This is a genomic window from Kamptonema animale CS-326, from assembly GCF_028330895.1.
GTDB lineage: Bacteria > Cyanobacteriota > Cyanobacteriia > Cyanobacteriales > Microcoleaceae > Kamptonema > Kamptonema formosum.
The window spans coordinates 1-14,457 of sequence record NZ_JAQMUA010000293.1 but is presented as its reverse complement, the minus strand read 5'-3'; the positions used below and the strand labels follow the sequence as shown (position 1 = coordinate 14,457).

At 42.1% G+C, this 14,457-nt stretch carries 13 protein-coding genes; 7 read left to right on the top strand and 6 right to left on the bottom strand.

What is annotated here, in order from left to right; genetic code table 11:
- Positions 1–121: 121 nt before the first annotated feature.
- The 3 genes from PN499_RS17395 to PN499_RS17385 form a co-directional block, all read right to left on the bottom strand.
- On the bottom strand, positions 122–1,720 hold the full coding sequence (locus PN499_RS17395; RefSeq protein WP_272033357.1) for a TnsA endonuclease N-terminal domain-containing protein: 1,599 nt from the start codon (positions 1,718–1,720) through the stop codon (positions 122–124).
- A gap of 356 nt (positions 1,721–2,076) precedes the next feature.
- A complete protein-coding gene (locus PN499_RS17390) occupies positions 2,077–2,325 on the bottom strand; it encodes a hypothetical protein (RefSeq protein WP_272033356.1) in 249 nt (82 codons plus the stop codon).
- 42 nt (positions 2,326–2,367) lie between these two features.
- On the bottom strand, positions 2,368–2,652 hold the full coding sequence (locus PN499_RS17385; protein ID WP_272033355.1) for a hypothetical protein: 285 nt from the start codon (positions 2,650–2,652) through the stop codon (positions 2,368–2,370).
- Positions 2,653–2,867: 215 nt separating this feature from the next.
- Between PN499_RS17385 and PN499_RS17380 the strand changes: the two genes are divergently transcribed.
- From PN499_RS17380 to PN499_RS17370, 3 genes are read left to right on the top strand one after another with little or no spacing between them, the layout of a single operon-like run.
- Positions 2,868–3,305 carry a hypothetical protein gene (locus PN499_RS17380; protein WP_272033354.1) on the top strand — a complete coding sequence of 146 codons (438 nt, stop codon included), beginning with the start codon at positions 2,868–2,870 and terminating at the stop codon, positions 3,303–3,305.
- Between the two features lie 14 nt (positions 3,306–3,319).
- Positions 3,320–4,000: a hypothetical protein gene (locus PN499_RS17375; RefSeq protein ID WP_272033353.1), complete on the top strand. Its 681-nt coding sequence runs from the start codon at positions 3,320–3,322 to the stop codon at positions 3,998–4,000.
- A gap of 39 nt (positions 4,001–4,039) precedes the next feature.
- The gene (locus PN499_RS17370) at positions 4,040–4,636 is read left to right on the top strand and encodes a GNAT family N-acetyltransferase (protein ID WP_272033352.1); all 597 of its coding nucleotides are present in this window, start codon (positions 4,040–4,042) and stop codon (positions 4,634–4,636) included.
- 167 nt (positions 4,637–4,803) lie between these two features.
- Here the strand turns inward: PN499_RS17370 and PN499_RS17365 are convergent, their stop codons facing one another.
- From PN499_RS17365 to PN499_RS17355, 3 genes are all read right to left on the bottom strand, one after another.
- Positions 4,804–7,194, bottom strand: a complete 2,391-nt coding sequence (locus PN499_RS17365) for an FG-GAP-like repeat-containing protein (protein WP_272033351.1) — start codon at positions 7,192–7,194, stop codon at positions 4,804–4,806.
- Positions 7,195–7,252: 58 nt separating this feature from the next.
- Positions 7,253–7,621, bottom strand: a complete 369-nt coding sequence (locus PN499_RS17360; RefSeq protein ID WP_272033350.1) for a hypothetical protein — start codon at positions 7,619–7,621, stop codon at positions 7,253–7,255.
- Positions 7,622–7,749: 128 nt separating this feature from the next.
- The gene (locus PN499_RS17355; RefSeq protein WP_272033349.1) at positions 7,750–8,550 is read right to left on the bottom strand and encodes a hypothetical protein; all 801 of its coding nucleotides are present in this window, start codon (positions 8,548–8,550) and stop codon (positions 7,750–7,752) included.
- Positions 8,551–8,951: 401 nt separating this feature from the next.
- On the opposite strand from PN499_RS17355, the gene PN499_RS17350 reads away from it, so the two are divergent.
- The 4 genes from PN499_RS17350 to PN499_RS17335 all read left to right on the top strand — a co-directional run bounded on the left by PN499_RS17350 (position 8,952) and on the right by PN499_RS17335 (position 14,154).
- Positions 8,952–9,683, top strand: a complete 732-nt coding sequence (locus PN499_RS17350) for a sigma-70 RNA polymerase sigma factor region 4 domain-containing protein (protein ID WP_272033348.1) — start codon at positions 8,952–8,954, stop codon at positions 9,681–9,683.
- 23 nt (positions 9,684–9,706) lie between these two features.
- A complete protein-coding gene (locus PN499_RS17345; protein WP_272033347.1) occupies positions 9,707–10,618 on the top strand; it encodes a DUF1822 family protein in 912 nt (303 codons plus the stop codon).
- Positions 10,619–10,754: 136 nt separating this feature from the next.
- On the top strand, positions 10,755–13,703 hold the full coding sequence (locus tag PN499_RS17340; RefSeq protein WP_272033346.1) for a pentapeptide repeat-containing protein: 2,949 nt from the start codon (positions 10,755–10,757) through the stop codon (positions 13,701–13,703).
- Complete coding sequence (locus PN499_RS17335; RefSeq protein WP_272033345.1) at positions 13,663–14,154, top strand: type IV pilin protein; 492 nt, start codon at positions 13,663–13,665, stop codon at positions 14,152–14,154. The genes PN499_RS17340 and PN499_RS17335 overlap by 41 nt, the downstream gene beginning before the upstream one ends.
- Positions 14,155–14,457 lie beyond the last annotated feature (303 nt).

Here is a 14,457-nt window from a genome sequence, read left to right as displayed (position 1 = left end):
TGATTATTAAAAGCTATAACTGGGGAAGCTATAGTCAACAAAAAGTTATGTTTCGCCGAGCTTGAATTGCCCATCAAGTGCGATGCCGGAGGCTGGCTTCGCCTACGCGATTTTTCCTAACTTATTCAGCAAGCCCTATATCTAGCTGAGTATGGTCGATATGACCAATCTCGAAGGGACGGTCTCCATGTCGGGGGGTGGTCAGTTCTAACTCCCAGTAGAAAGGTTGCTGTGGGTAAGCGGCTCTTTGTCCTTGCCGCTTCCGGGTTTGGTTGTAGCCTGAATGTCGTTTGATTTCTTGAATGAATGTCTTGTAGCTAGGAATTTGGTTCTCTGGAATTCCGGCAGTTGAGCAGGCGCGGGCAAAAGCTCCGTAAACTTCAGATTTTCGTTTTTGTTTATGGGTTTCGTAATCTTGGGTAATAAACTCGGTCATCAGTTCTAAAATCTGTTGGGGCAGTTTGCGGTTGCGGTTGCCCTTGGTATGAGAAGTTGTTAGCAATCCGATGTACCCATAGCCGTACTTTTGCTGCGCGATGCGATATTTAGCCTGCCAGTCTCGCAAGGTGCGTTCCGGTATAGTTTGATTTGCTGTTGGTTGACCCCAAAGATGGGATTGGAGTAGATGGTAGCGCCGATTGGCTTGTTCTAAATCAGCAGGGCTGGCTTTCTTGAGTAAATCTGTGATTTGTTCGCTGAAAGTATTTGAATTAGTAGTGGTTAAAGCTGTGATTTTTCCTAACTGAAGAAGGCGGTTAAACTCTGCGTGTCGCAATGCCACTAACTCTCCGGACTGATCGAGCAGAGCAACTTCTGTTTCACCGCTTTGAACTATGGTATAGCTTCTGCCATCCCAACAAATTGGTGTAGAGGGCGCTATATCTACCACTGGTAGACTAATAGTATCCATTGAAGATGACGACTTCAGCGATTGATAAGTTTGTGCTGTGGTACGGTCTGGAAAAACTTTACAGTTTTGGGGTTCGACTAGAGGGGCTGCACTGAGGTCTACATAGATTTGTTCGGTGGCAATTAGGGAATAAATTTCATCGGGTTTAATTCCCCAATTTTGACCCAATAACTGATTGAGTGCAATTCCTGGTTGGCTTGAGATTATGCTACGTAGCAGTTGAGTTGTTGTTGTTTCTAAAGTTGGATATTCACTTCGGTAATAGTCTTCTAAAAAGATGATGTTGCGTTGTAACACCCAATTTATTTGAGCATCTGACCAGACACAAAAGTCCATTCCCAGTTGGGCTGCGTATTCTGTAGCCAAGGGCATTTGCCACTGACCATCTTCTCCACAATTGTAATGCTGTGGCTGTTTTTCTACTTTCTTTTTCAGTTCTCTTTCTGTTTTACACTCTATCCATCCAGCGGTTGTTCTTTTGAGTACAAAAAAGTCTGGAGTGTAGAAAAAGCCAATATTTCGACCTGATGGGGACTGATATTGCAGCTTAATCGATGGTGGCTGGTCATAAAATTCTAAGATATTCCAGTCGTGTTCTAATTGGTAAATTAATGCTAACTCTAGCTTGTGGGATTCAAACTGAATGCTTCTGCCCATTTTCTGACTGGGATAAAATCCAGAAACATTCTTTCTACCTCCACCTACGCGCCGTGCTGGTTCACTGCTACGGATGATTTCTATTGTCTTTTTTTGCAGTGCCGATAGGTTGTTACGATTACACCAGTTATCGAACTCTTCTGTTGTGAGCATACTGGCATCTCCAGCTTTGGTTCTAGATGCAACTCACAACTAATGCCTTGTTTTTTCTTGGACACAGGGGTAAAGCTTTTACCTTCAAGTCCTCTTGGCACTGGCTTGAGTGCTTGATTTAAGCTTACCGCTTCCAATGACAGAAAAAATCTTAAATTTTTGGCAGCTTTATGGTTCCATTTTTAGTTAACGGCAATCTTATGCTTCCAACTGTTGCAGATGTTGGGTGGCTACTTAACGCTAGAGTGAATGTCACAGCCACAGTCGCGGCAAGTTTATCCTTCCAGTCGTGGCAATCTTATGGGTACATTGACATAATGGTTTGAAGTGCTACTTTGCGGCTGGTGTCAGCTTCGCTATTTCTGGGCCAAGATGTGGTCTGTGGATATTGGTGCAACTGCGGCTCTGATGCTTGCTTGTTCTTTCAAGGATTCAATATCAGTATCGCCTATTCTAAAAATCGCTTTGACAATTTTCCAGTCGGAATCTGTGGCGTGAACACCGGGGGTGATTTTCTTGGGTTGCAGTTTTTCTTTAATGAGCGCTACTGTCCACTTGGTTTCGGCTGTGAGGATTTCTTCAATTTGTTGCTCGGTTCCAGCCATGAGTGCGGCTGAGTGACACAGGGGGAGGGATAGGATGCGCGATCACAATTCGGGGTATTTTTCTATTAGTTGAGCTTGTTTTGTGAGGTTGCGGAAATAGCGCACTATTTCTTTCTGGAAGTGGTGCTTGAGCCAGCGCGTAAATTCGGCTTTTCCTAACGCTGCTTCGACTTGGGCTAACCTCTCCCCGATTTTTAACCCTTCCTCTTTGAGGCAAGAGGCTTGAGCGGAATGACTCTGTAGCAGAGCGATCACACTTTCGGCAATACGGATCGCAGCTTCGGGTACACTACCAAATTTGAATACTTCTTCTGTAACTGCTAACATAGCGATCGCTCCTTTTGATTAGGGGGCTAAAGTCAGTCGCTTCTTGATTCGTAGTCGTGAGCGGCTGGCTTATTTTTTGATTATGATTTATGAATCGTAGCGTGTCAAGTATTCTCTATTAGAGTCTTAAGGTTTCTTAAGGTGTCGTGTGTCCTTTATACTCTTAAGGGGTGACAAAGGGGATAATTGAGTCATAAAAACTAGAATGAGTTACTATGAATCAAAAAAAATCGCCTTGGCTGAAGATCACCATTGGTACTGAGCGCCGAGAACTGGTTGCCAGCATTGCCAAATCCGAAAAGAGGTCAGAGGCAGCAATGGCTTGCAATCTCATTGATGAAGCTTTGAAAGCCAGGGGATATTCCTTGGATTTTGAAGATACCGACGTGCAACGGCGATCGCCACCAATGGTAAAGCGCGATCGCCAGTCAATGGAAGACTACTCGTCTATAAGCGAGTTGATCGAGAAGCAGCTTGAATTTTTCCGCCAGGAAACCACGATTCCTGAAGATAAACTTTTGTTGCTGCGCTCTGGTGGAAAGCCTAGTCCGGTGGAGCTTGTGAAATTAGCTGCGGCCCTTGGTTGGGAAGCTCAAAAGTTAATCGATCTGTATCAGCAAAGTTTTCCGTGCGAATGCGAACAGAACCTATAGGGAGATAAATAATTATGGAATTACACGAATATTTACCAGATGGCTGGAGAGTGGAGCTAAACAACGGAACACCTTCAATCATCGCTCCTAGCCAGCAAGCTGCTGATTGCTGGCTAGAAAGACTTTGCCAGGAGTTAGTTCAAACGGCCGAAAATTTAGGCGGCATCGTTGAGCTGCGCTGGCCAAGCGCGGTGCGTGGCTATCAGTTCGATTCAAAGCTGAAAGCGATCGCTAATACTGAATCGAGCGAACTACAGAATTCCGTCATATCTACGCCTAAAGAAATCGGAGCGGCCGTCCAAAAACTCTCCCCTGCCACACCAATAGAACAAAGCCAAATTGATTTTGCGGCGCTTTACGGAAGTTCTAACCCAGTCTACATCCAGCAAATAGCCGATCAGCGGATATTGTTTGCCAACGGAGCTGCGCTAGCAGCTCAGCAAAAAACGGCAGCGGAGCTAATTGGCTCGGACGGCAGTGCTCTGGACGATCAAAGCGAGTTGGATAAAATGCACGAATATTTATTACGCGATCGCGTTATTGAACAATACGAATTTCCTGGCTGGCGATTTTACAAGGACGATTCTGGGATGTGGAGGCGCAAGCGCATGATTTTCATTGAAAACTTCACTTTTGTGTCGTTTCTTGGCGAAGTTTGTCGAATCGGCGAAGTTTTAAGCGCCCAGACAGCTTAGATGTAAGGTGAAACGAATGAGCGATAGTATATGAAGTAAATGCAGTATAAAATTGAGGTTGTTAATTCACGCACTTTTCCTGTTCACCTATCTTCCTTAATCGAAATTTATCAGAACATTTTTGCTGAACCCCCAGAATTTCAGCAATGGAGTAATTCTGATTTGGAACAAATTCTAAGTTCCTATTTAAAATTAGGGAAGTTGGCAGTTGCGTTGGCGCCTGATAATCAAGTTATAGGCTTGTGTGCGAGCATTCCCTTCAAGGTGAGTAAACTATGGGAAAGCTCGGCATTATTTTCAAATAATCCGGTGTCGCTCTCCGCAAATTTCTTTCAGGAGTGCTTTCAAATTGATGTTGAAAATTTAGATTATATTGCGGACTTGGGCGTAGTAAAAGCGTTTCGGCATCAGGGTGGTGGCACTCAATTGATGAAGGCGATAGGTGTTCTTAAAGAGCAACCGACTTTACTGCGGGTTTCTGTATGCCGCCCAGAAGCTTACGCACTGTATCAGAAACTAGGTTTTCGCGATATGGGAGTGAAACAGTGGGCAGAATATCGGCGTATTGATGGTACTATCAAACCTTCGGAAAAAATATTAATGTTTCGGTTTAGCGCGGGAACAGATTTTCGTTAAACTCGCAGCACTCACTTAACATGAATCATATATTATTGTATTATTTCCACAGTTTTATGCTGAAATCTTGTTGACGGGGTGACAACCCCGTCAGGGAGCCTAGTTTAATGAGCCAACTGCAAGCATCTGATAAACAAGCGACGGTTTTGGAGCAGATTGTCACCCCTTCAGGAGTCGAAGAAGGAATTGATAATTAATTCAGTCGCAGCTACTTCTTTAATGATCGCCAAATAATTGTCACCAGTTTTAATCGCCGTAGAAGCAACAGGTATGGCTCCATCTAGCTGTAACATCACTGGCTCAAAGGAGAGATCGGCAAAGGTAATGCCTTCACTTAAACCGATCGCATCTCCCTTGAAAAAATCAATAATGACATCGGCTTGCTCAACTTGGGTAGTTCCCTGACTTGCAGACAGGATAAAAGCATCATTTCCATCTCCACCAATCAGAATATCTTGATCGCGATCGCCAATCAAAACATCATCGCCAGCACCGCCATTAAGTACATCCGAACCCTTACCACCTTGTAAAACATCATTGCTATCTCCTCCAATCAGCGTGTCGTTATGATTGTCACCGCAAATAAAGTCATTGCCATCACCGCCATCCAGGAAATCCGAACCCTTACCGCCAAAAAGTAGATCGTTACTGCCTTTTCCGAACAACGTATCGGCCCCTTCATTACCATTAATTAAATCGGCAGCTTCGGTTCCCACCAGAAAATCGCTGCCAGATAGAGCAGAAATACCTTGCGCGATCGCCTCCCCTGGAATGCTACTATCACCATCGTCCGTTAACAGGTAATAGCCATCTCCACTGATGTTTTCTGGTAATCCTGTCGCATCACCACTACCTGTCAGATCGGCGATCGGTGTGTTGATAGAAACTACACGCAAAGGTGTTGGAGTCGGACTCGGTTCGGGCGTTAATGTTGGTATCGATTCTGGTACAGAAATAGGTGCAGGTATTGAGACTAAATTTGGAGTGGGAGTCGGCGTAGAAATTGGTACTGGTGTTGGTGTCGGTGTTAATTTTGGTGTTGGCGTTGGTGCGGGTGTTGCTGTTGGTGTTGGTGTCGGTATTGGCGAGGAGTTAAAAGAATTTATGGCGTTGGAAATTGTTTCAGCTATCGATTCCGGTATAGGTATCGGAGTAGCTGTGGGAGGCAGTTGTACCAAAATTCCAGGCGCAATGGGAATAGACGTGGGTGTGGGTGTTGATGTTGGTACTGGTGTTGATACTGGTGTGGGTGTAGGAGTTGTTATCGGTACTGGTGTGGGTGTAGGAGTTGTCGGTACTGGTGTAGGCGTAGGAGTTGATGTCGATACTGGTGTAGGCGTAGGAGTTGATGTCGATACTGGTGTGGGAGTGGGAGTTGGTGTCGGTACTGGTAGGGGAGTGGGAGTTGGTGTCGGTACTGGCAGGGGAGTTGGTGTGGCTGTGATCGGTGGGGAAATTGGTGTGGCTGCGATCGGCGTGGGAGTTGGTGTCGATATAGAAATACCCTTATTAATCAACACTGAGATATTGTTGCTCAACTTATTTACAACAACAATATCGGGTTTTTTATCCAGGTCGAAATCATCTACTGCTATAAAAGATGGGCCCGATCCTACAGCAATATCTTGGCGCGTGAAGCTAACCGAAGTGGAGTTGAGCAACAATGAAAAATTATTACTATCAGCATTAGCTACAACAATATCGACTTTACCGTCGCCCTCGAAATCAGCCGTTGCGATCGCGGAAGGCTTCGATCCCACAGCAATATCTGCTTGGCGCGTAAAGTTACCTCCACCGGAGTTGAGTAGCACAGACACACTGTTACTTCCAGCATTAGCTACAGCCAGGTCAATTTTGCCATCGCCATCGAAATCCGCCGCTGCGATCGCTTGTGGAGAATTCCCAGTCGCAATAGTGGAATTTACATTAAAACTGCCATTAGAATTCAAAACCACTGAAATATTGTTGCTACCGCGATTTGCAACTGCGATATCGCCTTTACCATCGCCATTAAAATCAGCCGCCACCAACGCTACCGGGTTTGTTCCAACTGCGATCGGGGAACTTGGCGGTATGGGATAACTCAACTGCATTACTAACAGATTGTTGCTTGAGCTATTGACCCAGGCAATGTAATTCTTGGTGTCGCCATTTAATTTAGCCGCGATCGCGGCATCTGGAAAATAAGAAGAAAAACCTAAATTAATTAGTGATGTGTAACCAGAGCCAGAATTAGTTAATACTGAACCAGTCTTCTTGTCCGCCTCTGCGACAATCATCTGAGGTTTGCTAGCAAAAGAACCGAAAATCAATTGAGGTAGGTCAGTAAAGAAATTGCCAGCAATAACAACACTCGGATTTTTCCCCACAGAAATGTCAGGCTGCGAACTAAAGCTACCAGAACCAGAATTAAACAACTGCGACAGGTTACTGCCACCAGAGTTTGTAACTATTAAGTCAGGTTTGTTGTCTGCATTCAAATCTGCAATCGCTAAAGATAGGGGATTACTACCAACCGAAATATCTGTATTTGAAAAATCCAAATTATTGACTGGCATTTTTTTTACCTATAGAAACACCCAACTTAACTATATCACTCTTCCCTTAAAAAACTTGTTAAGACAAATTCAAGGTAAAGTTGTACTCAATCAAACCTCTGCGTTTCTCAGAAACATTGCTGATATCTTGCCGCTCTTCTGTCATTAGCGGAATGCAAAGCAGGCGCAGAACAGACAAAGCTGCGGCCTCAGAAATCAAGTCTTCTAACATTGCAATAGTGCGATTATGTTGCCCAAAGTTGCCTTTCTCATCCACAGATTGTAAAGGAGAAATAAAATTGAGGAGGTAAGCGATCGCAGAAGCTTTATTAAGTAACTTCACTACCTCATCGGGTAAACATTCTAGCTGTCGATCGATCTCCTTTGCCGCTAGCAGCTCAATCATCTCGCGATCTAGCAAAATTCGCTCCTTGTGCAATATAGTCATCAGATGAACCCATATAAAAATGTCAAATCAAACAACCGAAGTTAATTCTTAGGCACGTAGTTGGGCTATAACTCTTTTTTCTATACCTTGATGGCTATAGCAACAACTACGTACCTTTATTTAATGTGTCATTTGCCTAAATCCTGTATCGAATTCAAAGCTTTCTGCTGCTGTCGGCGCTTGTACTTACCAGCGATCGCAAACGCACCAAAAACAGCACTCCCAAACATAGTCACTGGTTCTGGTACAGGTTCCCCAATCCCGCCACGCATCTCAAACAGATTATCATCATAATCTCCATCTCCACCTCCAAGCATATCTTCAAACCCAACATAAGCCAAGCCTGGCGCTGCAAAATTTACATTTGCATGAGGTAAGCGATCGCGATTACGAGAACCCGGCCCTGTCATAAATAAATTTTGGGTATCTTGAACAAAAACACCAAAAATAATTTCCAGTCCCCTATCAAAACCTCCAATGTTCGTCACCTGACCAACGTCGTGATTTGTAGCAATAACTCCCGCATACTTTAAACTAGGAACCAGCCAAAAAAGTATACTCGTATAACCAGCAGTCGCGGGTAAAACCTTGACTTCGATATCTTCACCAGTTGTCAAAAGCATCCCTCCCAAACTACCAGATACGTAGGGTATTTTAGCCTCGCGCTCGACCCAATCATTCATTTGCGCAAGCTGGACAGAAGTAATTCCGTAAGGTTGCAGTTGTGCTTGTAAATTGTCTAATTCCTTTAACTCGAATCTTTTTAAATCGAAAGCTCCTGCAATACTAGGAGTCCCTAAAATAGCACCTGCTAATGCCCATCCAGCCAGTATTGACAACTTCTTGCAAACATCCATACACCTAATCTCCTGAATTATCAATAGTACACCTGAAACAGGACTTACCCACTGATTAGGATTTACTGTCATTGCGAGTGCAACGAAGCAATCCCAAATACTTGCTAAACCCTTACAATGCGTAAGTCCTTTGCAATTTAGATTGCGATCGCGCCCTAAACAGTAGTCAAGCAAGGTAAGTACGACCTCTTAATATATATCTGGCAATCACCCAACTTTTTATGCAAAACTCACAAACTTTTTTCCCATACTCATTAATGTAAAGGTTTGTAACATTTTCCGCATGAATGCGTAAAAACTTCCCTCAGACCCAGATATCTATACATAGAGTTCTTCTAAAGCTGTTTGCGGCTAGAAGAGCGAAAAGTTTCCAACCTCCTTCTTTTAGGAAGGTTGAGAGGAAACGTTTGAGTGGAATCTAAAATATCTTATAACCGATTGTATAAATCTGCTTTCTGGCATATATTATGCGTATGCTTCAAACCAAAACTCACAAAATCAGGGAAAACTGCATGGAGACGGGAAAGTGTGAAAATCCTCCACCATCTGATGACATCCATGAAAAACTCAAACAACTTGCCCTAGAAGCCCAACGACATCCACCTCTAAACCGCAACCGCCAGCTAGCGTTAAATCAACTTGCTAGAGAACTTTACCAACTGAAAAAAATCAAGCCCAATTTGCTCATTCATCCCCCAAGAGGGAAGTGGCCGCCAGGAATTTACGACGAACTTTATCAGGAAGCCTTACAGAAAACTTATCTTTACGTTTGCCAAAAAATCGACAACTACAACCCACAACACCCAGTCATAGCCTGGGTAAACTTTACGCTCAAAAACCGTTTTAGCGAAGTTGCTAAGGAATATGAGAAAAATCGGGGTATATCGATTTTATCTCTAGATAAATTAGACAAGTACATCCTTGAAAAAACTAAAAGAGAGCCATCTCTTGAACTTGAAACACAATTGGTACAGCAACTTCGCGAATTTCTAGAAGAAGACCCGGAAAATCTGTTTAAATATGCCCACATTAGAAACCATCCTGAAGCAACTTTTCAATTTTTAGCCATTGCTAAATTTGTAGAGGGTAAAACTTGGCAAGAAATTTCTGACAATTTAGGGATTGGCATCCCGGCTTTATCTAGCTTTTTTAGCCGGAGATTGCACAATTTTCTGCCGTATTTCCAGAAATACTTACAGGAGTAGTTAACTCAAAAACGAGATAAAATATGCAACCAATTACCGAACCATTAACCTTTACAGTCCCGCTATCCTTCGAGGTCCATGCCCTCGCTCAAGATTATTGCCAACAGCAATCTAATCCCCAAAAAGCTAAACAAGTTTATCTCAATACTTTAGCTGTATATGCGACAAACTATTACCTACAGTGCATGGGATTTGAAACAAATTGGGAAGCCAGTAATAGCCGCATACCAATAATGATTAAACTATTAGATATCGCTGACTTAGAGATAAATCAATTAGGAAAAATCGAGTGTCGTCCCGTTTTGCCAGATGCAAAATCTTGTCAAATTCCCCCAGATGTTTGGCAAGACAGGATTGGCTATGTAGCAGTACAACTAAACCAATCCCTTAACGAAGCAACTTTGTTAGGATTTACCGAAACAGCCGCCGCCGAAATTCCGATTAATGAACTGCAATCTCTAGATAATTTTCTCTCCTATCTCAGTCAGATTCACTCGCAGAAACTGGTGAACTTTAGCAACTGGTTTCAGGGAACTTTTGAGGAAGGATGGCGAACAATTGGAGAGCTTTTCAACCCTAAACAGCCTGAGTTAGCTGTCAGCTTTAGAAATGCAGTATCGATTGTGAGAGGTCAGCAAATTGACTTAGGAATGCAACTTTCAGATTGCAAATTAGCATTAGTAATCACGCTCCCGGCAGAAGCTAAATCAGAAATAGATATCATCGTACAACTGCATCCAATGGGAAGTGAAACTTACTTGCCAGAAGGAGTAAAACTAATTGTATTGGATGAATCTGGAGAGGCGGTACTAGAAGCAAAATCAAGAGAAGCAGATAATTTTATCCAACTAGCTTTTAGTGCTGAAACTGGAGAATTATTTAGCGTCAAAGTTGCCTTAGAAGCAGCGAGTATAAAGCAAGATTTTGTAGTGTAATTGGTTGACAACGTAGGGTGGGCGCTCGCCGCAAAAATACTTGTAACTCATAGCCATAAATGGTTTCGGCGAGCGCCCACTTTACAAATTGCTTTCTACTTTCAACTTATTCGATAGGAATATTACCCTAATAATTATGTTATCATCTACCTTTCGCAACTTCCGTAATCAAAACTTACAAGGTCAATCTTTTAAAAGTCAAGACCTCACGAATACTGATTTTTCTTACTCGGATATTCGAGGTACAGACTTTACAGGCGCAAATCTCACGGGGGCTAATTTCAGTCACGCCGTCGCTGGATTGACACCTCGCTGGATAGGAATAATGTTAATTTTAGGGGTAATTCTGGCAGCTATAGCTGGAATAGCGGCTGCGATTGCTGTCTATCCAAGCGAGAGCTTTTTTCCCAGAGTTCCTGGCTTTGATACCATCCTACCCGAAGAGCAATTCTTTCCTAAAAAAAGCGTTCCACTAATTGTGGCTTTGCTGATGTTTTTCTTTATAGTCTCCGCAGATTTCTCTTTCTTCATCATCACTCTCCGCCAAGGTATTCAAAAAGCATTAGGTTCTGTAATAATTGCTCTGACTTTATCTATCACTTTGATCGCAATTTTAAGCGGAATTTCTAGAGAAGACACGCCGATTTTGAATGAACTAATAGGTCTTAGAATCAGTGCATTTATAGATGTAATTGCAGGTAAGACAGGGGAAGGATCAGAAATTGCCAGGATGATAGTTCCTTTATTTGTGAGTGTAGCAGGGACAGTTGCTATGGTAATAGCCTTACCATTAGCGATCGCGATCGCTGCCATTGCTACTAATAAATTTCTCACTTTTTTGATTTTTACTGAAACTCTATTGACTGCTACCATTACTTCAGGAATAATTAGCTATAATGGTTTGAAAGAAAGACTACCTCAACCTCTGTTACCTCCTGATTACCCGGTTCTTACTGCTGCCATTATTCTACCGATAGTCTTTGTGCTAATCAGCACTCATATAGCCCGCAAACTTCTAGCAGAAGATGAGAAATATGCCATTCTCCGTCAAATAGCAATTTTTATTTTAAATCTAGGAGGAACCAGCTTTAGAGGTGCAGATTTAACCAATACTAATTTCAGCTACACCACCCTCAAAAGCACCGATTTTAGATTCGCTAAAATTTCTCGAACTTTATGGTATAATTCCCACCAACTTGACTGGGCGCAAGTCGCAGAAACTATACTAATTGACCCAGCAGTTCGAGACTTGCTAGTTAGCAGAAATGGCTACAGAAAATCATATCAAGAAGCGAATCTCAGAGGTGCAAACTTAATCGATGCGAATCTGAACTATGCCAATTTAAAAAATGCTGACCTGACCAACGCCACACTAGAAGCCGGTAATTTAGAATGGGCAAATTTAACCCAAGTTCAGGCAATTAATGCTGACTTTACCAACGCCCAAATGACAGGTAGTTGCGGTTTAGGAACCTGGAATATTGACAGTACCACCCAACTAGAATGGGTAGACTGTCGCTGGGTTTACCTACTAGAAGAATCCAAACCAGGAACCGACGATAGGGAACGTCGGCCCAGTAGTGGCGAATTTGTCCCAGGCGACTTTAGCAAGCTATTCCAAGAAGTTGTAGACACCGTTGACCTGATTTTCCGCAATGGTATTGACTGGAAAGCCTTTGCTCAATCTTTCAAAAAAGTGCAAGTTGAAAACGAAGATACTGAATTGACTATCCAAAGTATTGAGAATAAAGGTAACGGCGTTGTTGTTGTCAAAGTCAGCGTGCCATCGGAGGCGAATAAAGGGAAAATTCACAGCCAATTTCTGCAATTTTACGAAGAAATGATTGCTTTAGCTACCAGTCAAAGTCAACAGCTTGAAACTTACGGACAACAAATGCAATGGATGACATCCGTTATCAATGAAATTGTTAGTAAGTCAGTATCTGAAAAGTTAGTGGTTCTGAGAGTAATTAATGGCAGCTTTGAGCAAGGGTTTAGTATTATTGCCCAAATCTGGTCAGATGGGCATCGCTTACCTAGAGAATTTAATGGTCAATTACCACCCAGTTTAAAAATTGCTAAATGTTATCACAACTGGCAGGCAATGTATAATGCTCAAACCGAGTTAATTCGCATCAAACATAAAGAACAAATTACTAATTTTTCTAAAAAAGACCTAACAGACTTTGGAAAAGAATTAAAAACATCCTTTAATGCTTGGTTAGATTCGGAACTATTTCTACCTATAGAGAAGAAATTAAGACAACATTTAAACTCAACTGATGAAATCAGAGTAATTCTGCAAACAGAAGATATATTTATGAGGCATATTCCCTGGCACCTGTGGACTTTTTTTAAGGATTATCGCAAGGCAGAATTAGCTCTAAGTTTGCCAGAAAGCGATAGAGTCGCAAAGTCGATTACTACCAAAGATAAAATGAGAATTTTGACAATTTTAGGCAATAGTGAAGGTATTAATGTCAGTGAAGATCGACGGACATTAGAGAATTTACCTAATGCCGAAACTGTATTTTTAGTGGAGCCAACTCGCCAGCGATTTGATGAATTACTCTGGGATAATCGAGGCTGGGATATTCTATGTTTTTCAGGACATAGCCATAGTGATGCTGATGGCAAAAATGGTTATGTTTATCTTAATGAGAAGGACAAATTAAGCCTTGAAGAACTAGAAAATGCTTTAAAAGCTGCAATCGAACGGGGTCTACAGCTAGCAATTTTTAATTCTTGCGACGGTTTGGGATTAGCCACGAATTTAGCTAATTTATACATTCCTCAAATTATTGTCATGCGGGAACCTGTGCCAGATTTGGTAGCTCAAGAGTTTTTGAAGAGCTTTCTAAAAGCCTTTTCTAGTGGCAAATCTTTATATATTTCTGTGCGGGAAGCGAGGGAGAAATTGCAAAGGCTGGAAGAGAAGTTTTCTTATGCAAGTTGGCTGCCAGTTATTTGCCAGAATCAGGCTGAAATTCCTCTAGTTTGGCGAAGAATCGCGGAAACTTCTACTTTTACCAATCAAACAAATCATGAAGAAAATTACAACCAAATTGTTGAAAAAACAAAATGATGGATTCACCTTGATAGAATTGCTGGTCGTTATTATGATTATTGGCATTTTGGTAAGTATCGCTTTACCAACTTTTTTGAGCCAAGTAGGTAAAGCTAAAGGAGTTGATGCAATTGTGAAATTAGACCATCTGGGAAAAAGCCAGTCTTCTTACTATGCAGAAAATACAAAGTTTACTGGGGATTTTAATGCGCTAAATTTCAATACTCCGACTGAAGATGAAAATTATCATTATGAAATTTTGCCTAATAATAGCTCTTTCAATGGAGCTATTCATGTGGCTATTGCTAAGAATCGACGTTTAAAATCTTATGTAAATGTGGTTTATTTAAAGGATGGTCAGCCTCTGATGTGTAGAACTGTAGAAGTGCCTCTAAGTTGGCCGATAAATCTTTTCGAGTTATTGCAGATCTTAAACGATGTGAAATCTAATCCAGGTAACTATTGTTAAAGTGGGAAATATTATCGCTAAGCCGGGCGGGTTTATAAATGTTATTTGTGGGTGGGAAATATTATCGCGAACCCGCCCCTACAAAGCTATTATAACGAATAGCCGCGAAAACCCCTGTAAGTGTGACAGAGGCTTTAGTCCTATTAACTTACGAGCGTGTGTAAGTTCACGGGGTGACAACCCCGTCAGAACATAGATAGAATAAAGGACATAGCCCTCATACCCCTCTGAAAAAATGGTAATTTATTACGCCTGATTCTCATTAATTCATTAACAATGTCTTGACAAAATTCCATACCAATT